Below are 15882 nucleotides of genomic sequence, written 5' to 3' on the forward strand. Positions count from 1 at the left end.
CTTAAGCCAGAACGGCCTTAGCTTTCTCGACAATCGCAGCAAACGCCGCTTTTTCGTTCACTGCCAGGTCGGCCAGAACCTTACGGTCGATCTCGATGGCCGCTTTTTTCAGGCCAGCGATCAGACGGCTGTAGGACAGACCGTTCTGACGAGCACCAGCGTTGATACGAGCGATCCACAGAGCGCGGAACTGACGCTTGCGCTGACGGCGGTCACGGTAGGCATATTGGCCAGCCTTGATTACCGCCTGCTTGGCAACGCGGAACACGCGGCTGCGTGCACCGTAGTAGCCTTTGGCGAGTTTCAGAATCTTTTTGTGACGCTTACGAGCGATGACGCCACGCTTAACACGAGCCATGAGTAATTTCCTCTAGAATCTTGACCGATTAACGAACGCGCAGCATGCGCTCTACTTTGCGGACGTCAGACGGGTGCACCAGGGTGCAACCGCGCAGCTGACGCTTACGCTTGGTAGTCATTTTGGTCAGGATGTGGCTCTTGAAAGCGTGCTTGTGCTTGAAGCCGGAAGCAGTCTTCTTAAAGCGCTTCGCAGCACCGCTCTTGGTTTTCATTTTTGGCATGTTCGGATACTCCGCATTCAATCAATACATATAACCGCAAGGCCTGCCAGTGCCCTGGGGGTTATTTTCGCTTTTTGGGGGCGATGACCATCATCAGCTGGCGTCCTTCCAGCTTGGGATGCTGTTCTACGGTGCCATATTCGGCGAGGTCAGCTTCGACCCGCTTCAATAGCTCCATACCCAGCTCCTGGTGGGCCATCTCACGACCGCGGAATCGCAGGGATACCTTGGCCTTGTCCCCATCACTAAGGAAACGTACCAGGTTGCGTAGTTTTACCTGGTAATCCCCTTCTTCCGTCCCTGGACGAAACTTGATTTCTTTAATCTGCTGCTGGTGCTGGTTCTTCTTCGCTGCGGCAGCCTGCTTCTTCTTCTCGAAGAGGTGCTTGCCGTAATCCATGATCCGGCAAACAGGCGGCACGGCATCGGCAGAAATTTCTACCAGATCCAGCTTGGCTTCTTCAGCAGCGCGAAGCGCTTCATCAATCGAGACGACGCCAATCTGCTGGCCGTCAGCACCAATCAACCGCACCTCACGAGCCGAGATATTCTCGTTGATCGGGGCCTTCGGTTGAGTCCGCTTGTCCTGTCTCATTTCACGCTTAATAGTGATTACTCCAATTCTTGGCGACCACGCCGGGAAACCGCTTGTGCGAGCAATTCAGAGAAGCTTTCGAAGGGCATGGAACCCAAATCGACACCCTCGCGGGTGCGCACAGCAACGGATCGAGTCTCAACCTCCCGGTCTCCAATAACCAAGAGATAGGGAACCTTGAGCAAAGTATGCTCGCGGATTTTAAAGCCGATTTTTTCGTTTCTCAAGTCGGACTTGGCACGGAACCCGCTTTCGTTGAGGGCTTTCTCGACCTCGACGGCGAAATCGGCCTGCTTGTCGGTGATATTCATGATCACCGCCTGGGTAGGCGCCAGCCATGCCGGGAACGCGCCCGCGTAGTGTTCAATCAGCATGCCGATGAAGCGCTCGAAGGAACCAAGTATCGCGCGATGCAGCATCACCGGGCGCTTACGGTTGTTATCTTCGGCGATATAGCTGGCATCCAGACGCTCCGGCAGGTTCGGATCGTACTGCAGGGTGCCGCACTGCCAGTTACGACCGAGGCAGTCTTTCAGGGTAAATTCGATCTTCGGGCCGTAGAAAGCACCCTCTCCCGGCTGGTATTCCCAGGACAGGCCGGACTCGCTCAGCGCATCCGCCAGAGCTCCTTCGGCACGATCCCACAGCTCGTCGGAACCCACCCGCTTAACCGGACGAGTGGACAGTTTCATTGAGATATCGCTGAAACCGAAGTCGGAATAGACCTGCAGGGTCAGCTTGATGAAATCAGCCGCCTCTTTCTTTACCTGATCTTCAGTGCAGAAGATGTGGGCGTCGTCCTGGGTGAAGCCGCGCACGCGCATGATGCCGTGCAGGGCGCCGGACGGCTCGTTGCGGTGGCAGGCACCGAACTCAGCCAGGCGTAGCGGCAGGTCACGGTAAGACTTCAGGCCCTGATTGAAGATCTGAACGTGGCACGGGCAGTTCATCGGCTTGACGGCGTAATCGCGGCTTTCCGACGAAGTGGTGAACATGTTCTCGGCGTAGTTAGACCAGTGACCCGAGCGCTCCCAAAGGATGCGATCGACTACCTGGGGAGTGCGCACTTCTACATAGCCGTGGTCACGCTGGACCTTGCGCATGTACTGCTCGAGCACCTGATAGACGGTCCAGCCGCTCGGGTGCCAGAAAACCATGCCCGGCGCTTCTTCCTGCAGGTGGAAGAGGTCCAACTGCTTGCCGATACGGCGATGGTCACGCTTTTCGGCCTCTTCGATGCGCTGGATATAGGCAGCCAGCTGCTTCTTGTCCGCCCAGGCAGTGCCATACACACGCTGCAGCTGCTCGTTCTTCGAGTCGCCGCGCCAGTAGGCACCGGAAATCTTGGTAAGCTTGAACGCCTTAAGGAAACGGGTATTCGGCACGTGAGGGCCACGGCACATGTCCACGTACTCCTCATGGAAGTACAGCCCCATGGCCTTCTCGTCCGGCATGTCATCGACCAGACGCAGCTTGTATTCCTCGCCACGCGCCTTGAACAGCTCAATGACCTCGGCCCGCGGAGTCATCTTCTTGATGACGTCGTAGTCCTTCTCGATCAGCTCAGCCATGCGCTTTTCGATGGCCGCCATGTCTTCCGGCGTGAAGGAGCGCTCAAAGGCGATGTCGTAATAGAAGCCTTCCTCAATGACCGGCCCAATAACCATCTTGGCGGTCGGATAGAGTTGCTTGACGGCATGGCCGACCAGGTGCGCACACGAATGGCGGATGATCTCCAGCCCTTCTTCGTCCTTGGGGGTCACAATCTGCAGCGAGGCATCGTCTTCGATCAGGTCGCAAGCGTCTACCAGCCTGCCATTTACCTTGCCAGCCAGGGTCGCCTTGGCCAGCCCCGCACCGATGGACTGAGCCACCTCGAGCACGGATACGGGTTTATCGAAAGTACGCTGACTGCCGTCAGGAAGAGTGATGATGGGCATGGCGCCTCCTCTCCTAGTGGTGACCTCTACCAAAGGCCACATGGGTTGGGATGAGCCAGTACGCGATTCGGTGGTATGCCCGCCGTACGATGGCAGGAGCCTTGCAGCCAACCAGAGCCGAACCAGAGTCACTGGAGGTAATAAAGAGCGGGATGCTTGCAGAAAGCCAAAGCCCCGACAAGCGCCCAATAAAAAAGGGTCACCTGAGTGACCCTTTTTATCGAATTTGGTAGGCACAATTGGACTCGAACCAACGACCCCCACCATGTCAAGGTGGTGCTCTAACCAACTGAGCTATGTGCCTTCGATGGGTGCGCATTCTACGGACTAACTTTTCCCTGTCAACACCTTTTTTCGCTAACTCTCTGAAAAAGTGGATTTTTTACTGTTCATCGCCTCGTTTAATATTTTGCACAGAGGCTAGCCGACCCGTTTCAACTCAGGTAGCATCGTCACATCTGTAAAAAATAAAAAACAGAGATTCCATTATGACGCACACTCCCTACCCCCAGTCCTATTACGCGTTCTCGGCCAACCCGGTACCGGCTCGCCCGGAACTGCAAGGCGAGATCGAAACTGACGTTTGCATTATCGGCGCAGGCTATACCGGTCTTTCCACCGGCCTCTTCCTCTTGGAGAACGGCTTCAAGGTCACCATCCTGGAAGCCGCCAAGGTGGGCTTCGGCGCATCCGGTCGTAACGGCGGCCAGATCGTCAACAGCTACAGCCGCGACATCGATTCGATCGAGCGTACCGCGAACCCCAAGAACGCCAAACTGATGGCTGACATGGCGTTCGAAGGCGGCCGCATCATTCGCGACCGCATCAGCAAGTACAACATCCAGTGCGACCTGAAGGATGGCGGTGTATTCGCTGCCTTCACCAAGAAGCAGATGGGTCACCTGGAAGCCCAGAAGAAACTTTGGGAGCGCTTCGGCCACAACCAGCTTGAATTGCTGGATGCCAAGGGCATCCGCAAAGTGGCGGCGACCGACAACTATATTGGCGGCATGCTGGACATGAGCGGCGGTCACATCCATCCGCTCAACCTGGCACTGGGTGAAGCCGCAGCCATCGAATCCCTGGGTGGCGTGATTCACGAGCAGAGTCCGGCAATCCGCATCGAGCGTGGCGCCAACCCGGTGGTGCACACCCCGAAAGGCCGCGTGAAAGCCAAGTTCGTGGTGGTAGCCGGCAACGCCTATCTGGGCAACCTGGTTCCCGAACTGGCCAGCAAGTCCATGCCTTGCGGCACCCAGGTGGTCACCACCGAGCCGCTCTCGGATGAAATGGCCAATTCCCTGCTGCCCCAGGATTACTGCGTCGAGGACTGCAACTACTTGCTGGACTACTACCGTCTCTCCGGCGACAAGCGCCTGATCTACGGCGGCGGCGTGGTCTACGGCGCCCGCGACCCGGCGAACATCGAAGCCATCATCCGGCCGAAGATGCTGAAGACCTTCCCGCAGCTGAAGAATGTGAAGATCGACTTCGCCTGGACCGGCAACTTCCTGCTGACCTTGTCGCGCCTGCCCCAAGTCGGTCGGATTGGCGACAACATCTACTACTCCCAAGGCTGCAGCGGCCACGGCGTGACCTACACCCACATCGCCGGCAAGGTGATCGCCGAGACCCTGCGTGGCCAGGCCGAGCGCTTCGACGCTTTTGCCAGCCTGCCGCATTACCCCTTCCCGGGTGGTCGCGTGTTCCGCGTGCCCTTCACCGCGATGGGTGCCTGGTACTACACCATGCGCGACAAGCTGGGCGTCTGATCCGCCTGCAAACACGAACGGCGCCCAAGGGCGCCGTTTTTCATTTCAGTAACTGCCGATCAAGGCATCTGCAAGCGTGCCATTTTCGCTGCATTAACCTGCCCCGCCGCCGCAAGCTCATCGGCCGCTTTCAGCCAACGAGCCCGCTCCACCGATGCCGGCAACTGATTCGGCGCCTGCACCAGCACCGCCCAATTACCCGCCTCCGTCCAGCCCGCCTCGAATGCACCGAAACTCATCACGGCGCGACGCTCGTGACCATGTCGCAGCAGAACCTGCCGGTTTTTACGGTCGTAACCGATCAGCAGCGCGTAGCGCCAAGAGGGCATCCAGCCGAAGCCTTCGCGCAGGTGCACGAGCACCGGATTGCCCGCAGCTACTTGTTCCAGCAAGTCGTCCATCCGGCTGCCCAGGGGATAGACCACAAGGCCATGCTGGCGTGCCGTCATCGCCAACCCATCCCGCAGGGAGGCTTCCTTCTGCGGCAACTGCAGCTCTTTTTCGATCATGCCTGGCGTGACCTCGTCTCCCTGCTGGGTCAGCAAGGCCGCCAACGAAGCCGGTGCGCTCTGGTAGGCGTTCTGGGCGAAGAACGGGACACCGCTTAACTCGACTCGCTCCGGCCCCGAGCGCAGCTTGGGGGACAGCGACTGGGCGCCACAGCCGGCCAACACGGCAATGCAGGTGGCGACAAGGATGGGACGGAACAGGCGGTTCAGGACGGGCACGGCAACACTCGCTGTAGGCAACCTCGAACGGCCGATGATCATACTGGCAGCAGCCCGGGCGGTACATCGCGAGAGGGGCTGGACCCGATTCGGGACAATACCGAAGGCGACCTGTATACCCTATCCCACGATAAAAACGCACAACGGCCGATACAAAAATGGCTTACCCATTCATTTCAGCGACAAAAACTTAGTTTTTCACGACGTGCTGTGACTTATCGGTCGGGTCTCGCCATCCACATTCACGACAGCGCAACAAAGGCCTTAGCCGCGCTGTCACCTTCATTGGGCACAATATGGAGAGACCCCCTCCCATGAACACTCCGCTACGTTTCAACGAAGCACTGATCATTACTGGCCGTGCATTCAAACCGTTCCAGTGCGTTGCCTGGGCCCTGCAAGACGGCACCGGCGAACTCAGCATCAGCGTGATCGACCGCACCAACACCCGTCTTCTCGGCCGCTCGAAGATTCCCAGCAGCACCTATTCCGACCCGGAGCAACTGGCCAACATCCTCAAGCAGTCCCGTGAGGAGCTGAGCCGCAAGGGCTACGACCTCGAACCCTGGTCGATGCCTGAGTAAACGCTTCAGCGCCAGTGCCCAATGCGCGGCGAGCAGGTCCTACTGCTCGCCCGGCCACAGTTTTCCCCTCTCCCCTGCCTTCCAATCGATTCCCCGCAGCGACTGAATACTCAGTAGGCCCTACATTCGCACTTATTTGGCGAGATCTGTGGGCTTATTGTCATTGTTGCCACCCACCTTTGACTGCAGACTGACGCCATCGCCTTCTCCGAGATCGTCATGGAATCGATTCGTCACATCGCCTGCCTGGCCTTTGCTGATGTCATGAGCCTGGACGTGACCGGCCCTCTGCAGGTATTCGCGTCAGCCAACGACGAACGCGCGCGCCAGGGCCTTCCGCCGAGTTACGGGATCCACCTATTGGGACCCGAAGCGGGACCTGTGAAGACCTCGGCCGGCTTTGCTCTGATGGCCGACCGGGCGTGGCGTGAGGTCGACCCGGCAAGCCTGGACACCTTGCTCGTTCCAGGTGGCATGGACATGCAAATCCAATGCAGGGACCAGGAACTGCTGGACTGGTTGCGCAGTACGGAACCACAGGTACGACGCTTCGGCTCCATCTGCTCGGGCGCCTTGATTCTTGCGGCAGCCGGATTGCTGGATGGCCGCCAGGCCACCACCCACTGGTCGGACGTGGAAGCCCTGAGCTGCCACGAGGGCATCGAGGTGACGGGCGATCGGCTGCACACTTACGACCCCGCGGGTCAGGATGGCGACCCCCACATTTTCACCTCTGCTGGCGTCACCGCTGGCATCGATCTGGCACTGGCGTTGGTCGAAGCCGACCTTGGTCGTCCGATGGCACTGGCGATCGCCCGGCGACTGGTCCTGTTCCTGCGCCGCCAGGGCGGTCAAACGCAGTTCAGTGCGCTGCTCACACCGGAGCCCAGCCGCACGCCAAAGCTGGCGGCGCTACTGGCATGGATTCCGGCGAACCTAGGCGCCGACCTGTCGCTGGAAGCACTAGCCGCCCAGGCAAAAATGGCGCCGCGCAGCCTGTCACGCGCGTTCGCCCAGGAATTGGGCGTGGGCCCGGGCAAGTATGTGGAGCGGGTCAGGCTGGAAGCGGCTCGCACCCTGCTGCAGGACTCCCAGGCCTCCATCGCCACTGTGGCGCGCCTGACCGGCTTCGGTCACCCCGAAAACCTGCGCCGCACCTTTCACAAGCACCTGTCCGTTGGTCCGCAGGAATACGCGCAACGCTTCGGACGCCCCACTCACAACTGAGGAGCCGGTCATGCTCGAACTGCGCCCCAACTGCGAATGCTGCAACAAGGACTTGCCACCCGACTCCGAGCAGGCGCTCATTTGCTCGTTCGAATGCACCTTCTGCCGGGACTGCTCCGACCAGCGCCTGCATGGCACCTGCCCCAACTGCGGCGGTGAACTCGTGCGACGGCCAATACGTCCCATGGCGAAACTGGCGAAATTCCCCGCCTCCGCCCAGCGCGTCCTCAAGCCTGACGGTTGCCCGAGCTGAAACGACCTCTCAAGGAAGCACCATGCTGCTGAACAACCCTACCCTCCGAGTGCTCTTCGCCGGCCAGGCGCTCTACTGGAGCTGCTCGATGATCGGCATCACGCTTACCTCCCTGGCAGGTCTGCAACTGGCACCGTTAAATGCCCTGGCGACGCTGCCTCTCACGCTGCTGATCCTGGGCAATCTGCTGGCCGTGCAACCGCTGTCACTTTTCATGCAGCGCCACGGTCGGCGCTCAGGTCTGATGCTGGGCGCAAGCTGCGGAGTGCTGGGCGGGATGCTAAGCGCTGTAGGCGTTTGGCTATGGGACTTCGTCCTGTTCTGCCTGGGCGCCCTGGCTATAGGCGGCTACCAGGCATCGGCCATGTATTACCGTTTCGCCGCCCTGGAGGCAGTGGGCGATGCCCAGAAAGGCCGAGCGACTTCCTATGTGATCGGAGGCGGTGTCTGCGCCGCGCTTTTTGCCCCAAACCTGTCCCTATGGTCGCGCGATGCCCTGGACGCACCTTTCGTCGGCGCCTACCTACTCATTGCGGCGCTGGCGCTGATCGCCCTGCTGCTGATGTCACGCCTGCGCGAAGGTGAAGCGCCACGTCCTCCCCGTGCTGGCTGGAGTCAGGCTCGTGTCCTGCTGTCACGGCCATTGGTGCGCGCCGCGCTGGCCACTACCGCCGTTGGCCACGGCCTGATGATGCTGGTAATGAACGCCACACCCCTGGCGATGAATTTTTGCGGCCTACCGCTGGAATCAGCCGCAGAGGTGATCCGCTGGCACATGCTAGGCATGTTCCTGCCCGCCTTCATTGCCGGCCCGCTGGTGGACCGTCTCGGCAGTCGACGAATCGCTGTACTTGGCAGCCTGATCCTGCTGGGAAGTGCCGCAATAGCCCTCACAGGCCTGCAGCAGAGTCATTTCCTGGCCAGTTCATTTCTTCTGGGCATCGGCTGGAACCTGATGCTGGTGGCAGGTACCACTCTTCTGGGCGAAGGCCACAACGCCAACGAACGTGGCCAGGCCCAAGGCCTTATGGAGCTGGGCAATGGCTTGGTGGCAGCTTGCGCCTCGTTCACCTCGGGTGCACTGATCAGCGGTATCGGCTGGAACGCCGTGAACCTGGGCATGCTGCCACTGCTGGTGGTTGCCCTGCTGATGCTGCTGCCATTACGGCGCAGACTGGCGGCAGGCTGAATTGCCAGCGCCTGGACTCCGCAGGCGCCAAACGCAGCGAGCCCAAACATCGGTGCTCAGGACTTCCCGGACTGAGCTTATTCCAGCCGCAACCCACAAGGCTCGTTGTGAGAGCGGACTCATTCGCAACTGGATACGAAAAAGGCGACCCGAAGGTCGCCTTTCTAATTGCGCGTACGCCTCAGTAGTAGGCGTTTTCCCGATTGCTGTGATCGGTGACGTCGCGTACACCCTTCAGCTCCGGGATGCGCTCCATCAGGGTCTTCTCGACGCCGTCCTTGAGCGTCATGTCGACCATGCCGCAGCCTTGGCAACCGCCGCCGAACTTCAGCACCGCAATGCCTTCCTCGACCACATCCACCAGACTGACCTGGCCGCCGTGGCTAGCCAGACCGGGATTGATTTCGGTCTGCAGGTAGTAGTTGATGCGTTCGGTGAGCGGGCTGTCTTCGTTGACCATCGGGACCTTGGCATTTGGCGCCTTGATGGTCAGTTGGCCGCCCATGCGGTCAGTGGCGTAGTCCACCACGGCATCATCCAGGAACGGCTCGCTCACGCCGTCGATCCAGGCAGTGAAAGCAGCCAGGGCAACAGCGTTGTCCTCAGGCTTCTGCTCGCCCGGCTTGCAGTAGGCGATGCAGGTTTCGGCGTACTGGGTGCCGGGCTGGGTAATGAAGATACGAATGCCGATGCCCGGGGTGTTCTGCTTCTCCAGCAGGTCAGCCAGATAATCCTGGGCAGCTTGGGTAATGGTGATGGCGCTCATGGCAACTCCTCGCAAACATGGGCGCAGTGTACGCCAAAGGGGAACGGGGGTTAAAGGCTTACCAAATTAGTAGGAATTATTCTCGTCCAGTGGTTCACAGATTCCGATAGCGATTCATATCCAGCTCACCTGCCTCGACGGGCTCGGTTTCGCGGATATAGCCCGCCAGATCGTGGAAATAGGTCCAGAACCGTGGGTGAGTGCGACGAATGCCCCAGCGCTCCACCACCTTGTCGAACGCTGCTCCATCCTTCGCCTGTTCCAAGGCAGCGACGAAGGTTTCAGCTTCCCCCGCCTTGAGACTGAAGATGAAGTTCGGGTAGCTGGATAGCACGCCCGGATACAACGTCAGGGTGTCCAGGCCCGGCTGGTAGCGCAGTTCCTCGCCGAGCATGAAAGCCACATTGCTGTGGGCGCGGTTGCGTAGGAGGCTGTAGATCTCGCGACTACCGTCATTCAACTCCACCCGGAGCAGGGTCGCCTCCGGCAGTTGGTCGATGACCTTGAGCCCAGCCGCTGGCCGGCTCACCAGCCTGCTCAGAACCTGCTCGGCACCCTGCAGTTCAGGTGCTATGCCCGGTCTGTAGCAACGTCCATCACGGCAGCGATTGATCGGGTCGGGCCGGGCATTCAGGCCGGCGTAGCGCATCAGCAATTCCTGGGCAAACGCGCGCTTGGGGTCTTTTTCAGGCAGTGCCAGCGCTGTGGGGGTGTCGTTGTCGATGCTCTGGTAGTCCAGCCACATCTTCACCTTGCCGATCTTCTGATACCAGTCGCCGAGCAGCGCCGCGCGGGACTCTGCCGGCATCAGGCGAAGGAAATTGACCTCGGCACCATTGCGGATCAGGTCGAAGTACAGCCGCGTCTGCGCCTGGTGGGAAACGTTGCCGAACACGTCAAAGTTGACCACCAGCTGGTAGTACGTGCGCTCGAGCAGCGGGTAGTCCATCCACCAGATGGTCTGCGGGATCTCGCCGATCAGGCCTTTGCGCACCGAAGCGCTGTCGTGCTGGCGGAAGATCGATAGCAGTGCATTGTCGTTACCGGTCCAGATGTGCGACCAACTCGGAAATGGCGCGTCGGCGTAGGCTTCCATGCGCAGCGCCTCGTACTGGTTGCGCTTGTTGCGGTAGGCGCGCCACAGACTAGGCAGGTCACCGATGTCATCGAACTGCCCCGGCATCGCCAGCAATGGGGTTGCCTGTTCGCGGTAGCTGGCATCGGTGATGTACAAGTCGTGACTCGGGGCCTGGAACAACGCCCAGAAGTTATCGCGAATCACGTCGGTGGCGATCTGGCCACGGCAGACCGGGCCACGAATAAAGGTACGCACGAAATACTCGGCGTTATCCAGCATGAATTGGTAGCGGGCCTGTGCCGGGATGGCCTGGAAAGTTTCGAAAGGATTGGCGCGGCGCTGGGCTCCGTAGCCAGGAACCTGATCAGCCACCCAGGCACCGGAATAGAAGAGCTCCTTGACCCGCGCCAGCTTCTTCGCGCTCAGCGGATAAGTGATGTGGGTCTTATGGACAATCACGCCCTGGATAGGCCAAAGCCGGTAATAGAAGGTATTGCCCGGCTCGTCATTGGGACGACGCGTGGCAATGGGGTCGATGGGCTGACCGCTGGGGGTACGCGAGCGTACCAGCTGGAAGAAATGGCCAGACTCACTCCCTTCAAAATAGAGATGGGCAAGGAACAGGTGCTCGAACAGCCAGCGCCCCACCAGCACTTCACGCGCCCCTGGGGCATTCAATAGCGCTTCCCACTCGGCTACCTGGCGGACCTCCGTATCGCTGGGCTGCACGGCCTGCTCCTCCACCTTCGCACCCTGTGCCAACCAGCGCTGCAAGGTCTGGTACTCCGCCTCGCTGAGACCGGTGACGGCGAACGGCATACCGGCTTGCGCGTGCTTGCGGGCGTAGTCGTCGAACTCTCCGGGCAAGGGGCACTGATTCTGTCGATTGATGCCGATATCGAGCTCGGCGGGCAGCTTTGCATTGGCCTCGGGCGGATTGCTGCGACCCAGCTCCAGCATCCGGGCCATCAGGGCAGCCTGGGCGCCATTGGCGTCCAGCACGGAATGGAAGCCCTTGCGCCGCCAGGCGTCGGCTCCCTGGGCATCGAAGTACAAGCGAGTGGTCGCCTGGGCCCTGGTACGGCCGCCGTCATACACCGGCAGTTTGCTGCCCCCACGCGCGGCGCCCTCGGCACTGCCCAGGTTGAGCTGGCACGGCGAGTCATAGCAGGCGTGGCAGGCCACACACTTCTGGGTGAAGATCGGCTGGACGTCGCGACTGTAGGACAACTCCTCCGCCGCTGTCGGGCGAATCCACAGCATGAACAGAACAAACAGGGTGGCGCAGGTACGCAACGACATGACTCGGTCCATGAGGAGCAAATGGGCGGATTTTACTGACTTACGGGACAGGCCGGCGAACCGGCCCCAACACCAACATGAACAAAATTCATGGAAACGGCGAACAAGCTAAAAAATACTAAGGTTTTGCTATCATCCTCGCCTTTGTTCACGCCACCCCTCAGGTAGTTCCCATGTCCGACCGCATCGCCCGCCAGCAAGCCCTGCAACAGGCGCTCAAAGAGCGCATCCTGATCCTCGACGGCGGCATGGGCACCATGATCCAGAGCTACAAGCTGCAGGAAGAGGACTACCGCGGCGAGCGCTTCGCCGACTGGCCGCAGGACGTCAAAGGCAACAATGACCTGTTGATCCTGAGCCGCCCGGACGTGATCGGTGCCATCGAGAAAGCCTACCTGGACGCCGGCGCCGATATCCTGGAAACCAACACCTTCAACGCCACCCAGGTGTCCCAGGCCGACTATGGCATGGAGTCACTGGTATACGAACTGAACGTCGAAGGTGCGCGACTGGCCCGCAAGGTCGCCGACGCCAAGACGCTGGAAACCCCGGATCGCCCGCGCTTCGTCGCCGGCGTGCTCGGCCCGACCAGCCGCACCTGCTCGATCTCCCCGGACGTCAACGACCCCGGCTACCGCAACGTCACCTTCGACGAACTGGTGGAGAACTACACCGAGGCCACCAAGGGCCTGATCGAGGGTGGCGCCGACCTGATCCTGATCGAAACCATCTTCGACACCCTCAATGCCAAGGCAGCGATTTTCGCGGTGCAGGGCGTATTCGAGGAAGTCGGCTTCGAACTGCCGATCATGATTTCCGGCACCATCACCGACGCCTCCGGCCGCACGCTGTCCGGACAAACCACCGAAGCCTTCTGGAACTCGGTAAGTCACGCCAAGCCGATTTCCGTCGGCCTCAACTGCGCCCTTGGCGCCGCCGACCTGCGCCCCTATCTGGCCGAGCTCGCAGCCAAGGCCGGCACTCACGTTTCCGCCCACCCCAACGCCGGCCTGCCCAACGCCTTCGGTGAGTACGACGAAACCGCAGAGCAAATGGCCGAAGTGGTGGAAGAGTTCGCCAAGAGCGGCTTCCTCAACATCATCGGCGGCTGCTGCGGCACCACCCCGGCGCATATCAAGGCGATTGCAGAGGCCGTGGCCAAGTACCCGCCACGCGTCATTCCGGAAATCCCCAGGGCCTGTCGCCTCTCTGGTCTGGAGCCGTTCACCATCGATCGCAGCTCGTTGTTCGTCAACGTCGGCGAGCGCACCAACATTACCGGCAGCGCCAAGTTCGCCCGGCTGATCCGCGAAGAGAACTACACAGAAGCCCTGGAAGTCGCCCTGCAGCAGGTGGAAGCCGGCGCCCAGGTGATCGACATCAACATGGACGAGGGCATGCTCGACTCCAAGGCGGCGATGGTGAAGTTCCTCAACCTCATCGCCGGTGAGCCGGACATCTCCCGCGTGCCGATCATGATCGACTCCTCCAAGTGGGAAGTGATCGAAGCTGGCCTGAAGTGCATCCAGGGCAAGGGCATCGTCAACTCGATTTCCATGAAGGAAGGCGTCGAGCAATTCAAGCACCACGCCCGCCTGTGCAAGCGCTACGGTGCCGCCGTGGTGGTCATGGCCTTCGACGAGGTCGGCCAGGCCGACACTGCCGCGCGCAAGAAGGAAATCTGCCAGCGCAGCTACGACATCCTGGTCAACGAAGTGGGCTTCCCGCCTGAAGACATCATCTTCGACCCGAACATCTTCGCCGTAGCTACCGGTATCGAAGAGCACAACAACTACGCCGTGGACTTCATCGAAGCCTGCGCCTACATCCGCGACCATCTGCCCTACGCGCTGTCATCTGGCGGCGTGTCCAACGTGTCGTTCTCGTTCCGCGGCAACAACCCGGTGCGCGAAGCCATCCACTCGGTGTTCCTCTACCATGCGATCAGGAACGGCCTGACGATGGGCATCGTCAACGCCGGCCAGCTGGAGATCTATGACGAGATCCCGGCCGAGCTGCGTGAAAAGGTCGAAGACGTGGTGCTCAACCGCAACCCCGACTCCACCGAGGCCCTGCTCGCCATTGCCGACAACTTCAAGGGCGGCGGCGCGGTGAAGGAGGCCGAGAACGAAGAGTGGCGCAGCTACCCGGTCGGCAAACGTCTGGAGCATGCGCTGGTCAAGGGCATCACCACCTTCATCGTCGAAGACACCGAAGAGTGCCGCCAACAATGCGCGCGCCCGATCGAAGTCATCGAAGGCCCGCTGATGAGCGGTATGAACGTGGTCGGCGACCTGTTCGGCTCGGGCAAGATGTTCCTGCCCCAGGTGGTCAAGTCGGCGCGCGTGATGAAGCAGGCCGTGGCGCACCTGATTCCCTTCATCGAAGCGGAAAAAGGCGACAAGCCCGAAGCCAAGGGCAAGATCCTCATGGCTACCGTGAAAGGCGACGTGCATGACATCGGCAAGAACATCGTCGGTGTGGTGCTCGGCTGCAACGGCTACGACATCGTCGACCTGGGCGTGATGGTGCCGGCGGAGAAGATCCTGCAGACCGCCATCGCCGAGAAGTGCGACATCATTGGACTCTCCGGCCTGATCACCCCGTCGCTGGACGAGATGGTCCACGTCGCCAAGGAAATGCAGCGCCAGGGCTTCAAGCTGCCGCTGATGATTGGCGGCGCCACCACCTCCAAGGCCCACACCGCCGTGAAGATCGACCCGCAGTACAGCAACGATGCGGTGGTCTACGTGACCGACGCCTCCCGCGCCGTGGGCGTTGCCACTCAGCTGCTGTCGAAGGAACTCAAGGCCGGCTTCGTCGAGAAGACCCGCATCGAGTACGCCGAAGTCCGCGAACGCACAGCCAATCGAGCTTCCCGTACAGAGCGCCTGGCCTATGCCGACGCCCTGGCCAACAAGCCGCAGTTCGACTGGAACAGCTACCGCGCAGCCAAGCCGAGCTTCACTGGCGCCCAGGTACTGGAAGACATCGACCTGGCCGTACTGGCCCAGTACATCGACTGGACACCCTTCTTCATTTCCTGGGACCTGGCCGGCAAGTACCCGCGCATCCTTACCGATGAGGTCGTGGGCGAAGCGGCCACCTCGCTGTTCAACGACGCCCAGGCCATGCTCAAGCAGCTGATCGAGGGCAAGCAGATCAAGGCCCGCGCGGTATTCGGCTTTTGGCCGGCCAACCAGGTGGACCACGATGACATCGAGGTCTACGACAACCACGGCAAGGCCCTCGCCCGACTGCACCACCTACGCCAGCAGACCATCAAACCTGACAGCAAGCCAAACTTCTGCCTGTCCGACTTCGTCGCGCCCAAGGAAAGCGGCATCACCGACTACGTCGGCGGCTTCATCACCACCGCCGGCATCGGTGCCGAAGAACTGGCCAAGCAGTACGAAGCCAAGGGCGACGACTACAGCGCGATCATGGTCAAGGCACTGGCTGACCGCCTGGCAGAAGCCTGCGCCGAGTGGCTGCACGAGCGTGTGCGCAAGGAATATTGGGGCTACGCCGCCGACGAGCAACTGAACAACGAGGCGCTGATCAAGGAGCAGTACAAGGGCATTCGCCCCGCTCCCGGCTACCCGGCCTGCCCGGACCACACCGAGAAAGGCACCCTCTTCCGCCTGCTCGATCCGCAAGGCGCTTCCGGCGTCACCCTCACCGAGCACTACGCGATGTTCCCGGCGGCCGCGGTCAGCGGTTGGTACTTCGCCCACCCCGAGGCTCAGTATTTTGCCGTGGGCAAAGTCGAGCGCGACCAGATCGAGAGCTACAGTAAACGCAAGGCTCAGGACCAGACCGTAAGCGAGCGCTGGCTGGCGCCGAACCTCGGCTACGAGAACTAGA

13 protein-coding genes and 1 tRNA gene are annotated in these 15882 nt (G+C 60.7%); 6 read left to right on the plus strand and 8 right to left on the minus strand.

What is annotated here, in order from left to right; all coding sequences use genetic code 11:
- Nucleotide 1: 1 nt before the first annotated feature.
- The 5 genes from rplT to SA496_RS15805 all read right to left on the minus strand — a co-directional run bounded on the left by rplT (nucleotide 2) and on the right by SA496_RS15805 (nucleotide 3420).
- A complete protein-coding gene (gene rplT, locus SA496_RS15785) occupies nucleotides 2-358 on the minus strand; it encodes a 50S ribosomal protein L20 (protein ID WP_016493508.1) in 357 nt (118 codons plus the stop codon).
- Between the two features lie 28 nt (nucleotides 359-386).
- Entirely contained in the window at nucleotides 387-581 is a 195-nt protein-coding gene (rpmI, locus tag SA496_RS15790) for a 50S ribosomal protein L35 (RefSeq protein WP_016493509.1), read from the minus strand.
- 61 nt (nucleotides 582-642) lie between these two features.
- A complete protein-coding gene (infC, locus tag SA496_RS15795) occupies nucleotides 643-1194 on the minus strand; it encodes a translation initiation factor IF-3 (RefSeq protein ID WP_174235599.1) in 552 nt (183 codons plus the stop codon).
- On the minus strand, nucleotides 1194-3116 hold the full coding sequence (thrS, locus tag SA496_RS15800; protein ID WP_330114125.1) for a threonine--tRNA ligase: 1923 nt from the start codon (nucleotides 3114-3116) through the stop codon (nucleotides 1194-1196). The genes infC and thrS overlap by 1 nt, the downstream gene beginning before the upstream one ends.
- Nucleotides 3117-3343: 227 nt before the next feature.
- Nucleotides 3344-3420: transfer RNA gene (locus tag SA496_RS15805), tRNA-Val, on the minus strand.
- 184 nt (nucleotides 3421-3604) lie between these two features.
- On the opposite strand from SA496_RS15805, the gene SA496_RS15810 reads away from it, so the two are divergent.
- Complete coding sequence (locus SA496_RS15810; protein WP_120650367.1) at nucleotides 3605-4888, plus strand: NAD(P)/FAD-dependent oxidoreductase; 1284 nt, start codon at nucleotides 3605-3607, stop codon at nucleotides 4886-4888.
- Nucleotides 4889-4947: 59 nt separating this feature from the next.
- Here the strand turns inward: SA496_RS15810 and SA496_RS15815 are convergent, their stop codons facing one another.
- Entirely contained in the window at nucleotides 4948-5616 is a 669-nt protein-coding gene (locus SA496_RS15815; protein WP_280359274.1) for a PA2778 family cysteine peptidase, read from the minus strand.
- A gap of 314 nt (nucleotides 5617-5930) precedes the next feature.
- Between SA496_RS15815 and SA496_RS15820 the strand changes: the two genes are divergently transcribed.
- From SA496_RS15820 to SA496_RS15835, 4 genes are all read left to right on the plus strand, one after another.
- A complete protein-coding gene (locus SA496_RS15820) occupies nucleotides 5931-6200 on the plus strand; it encodes a hypothetical protein (RefSeq protein ID WP_120650362.1) in 270 nt (89 codons plus the stop codon).
- Nucleotides 6201-6419: 219 nt separating this feature from the next.
- Nucleotides 6420-7427, plus strand: a complete 1008-nt coding sequence (locus SA496_RS15825; RefSeq protein ID WP_153917139.1) for a GlxA family transcriptional regulator — start codon at nucleotides 6420-6422, stop codon at nucleotides 7425-7427.
- A gap of 10 nt (nucleotides 7428-7437) precedes the next feature.
- On the plus strand, nucleotides 7438-7680 hold the full coding sequence (locus tag SA496_RS15830) for a DUF1272 domain-containing protein (RefSeq protein WP_120650358.1): 243 nt from the start codon (nucleotides 7438-7440) through the stop codon (nucleotides 7678-7680).
- A 22-nt stretch (nucleotides 7681-7702) separates the two neighbouring features.
- Entirely contained in the window at nucleotides 7703-8869 is a 1167-nt protein-coding gene (locus tag SA496_RS15835) for an MFS transporter (RefSeq protein ID WP_330114126.1), read from the plus strand.
- A 181-nt stretch (nucleotides 8870-9050) separates the two neighbouring features.
- On the opposite strand, the gene nfuA is transcribed toward SA496_RS15835, so the two are convergent.
- Nucleotides 9051-9635, minus strand: coding sequence for a Fe-S biogenesis protein NfuA (gene nfuA / locus SA496_RS15840; protein ID WP_120650354.1), 585 nt, complete (start codon nucleotides 9633-9635; stop codon nucleotides 9051-9053).
- Between the two features lie 94 nt (nucleotides 9636-9729).
- A complete protein-coding gene (locus SA496_RS15845; RefSeq protein ID WP_330114127.1) occupies nucleotides 9730-12015 on the minus strand; it encodes a fatty acid cis/trans isomerase in 2286 nt (761 codons plus the stop codon).
- A 173-nt stretch (nucleotides 12016-12188) separates the two neighbouring features.
- Between SA496_RS15845 and metH the strand changes: the two genes are divergently transcribed.
- Complete coding sequence (gene metH, locus SA496_RS15850; RefSeq protein ID WP_153917147.1) at nucleotides 12189-15881, plus strand: methionine synthase; 3693 nt, start codon at nucleotides 12189-12191, stop codon at nucleotides 15879-15881.
- The last annotated feature ends 1 nt before the right edge of the window (nucleotide 15882 follow it).

Origin of the sequence: Pseudomonas sp. JS3066 (assembly GCF_036328175.1) — a bacterium.
GTDB lineage: Bacteria > Pseudomonadota > Gammaproteobacteria > Pseudomonadales > Pseudomonadaceae > Metapseudomonas.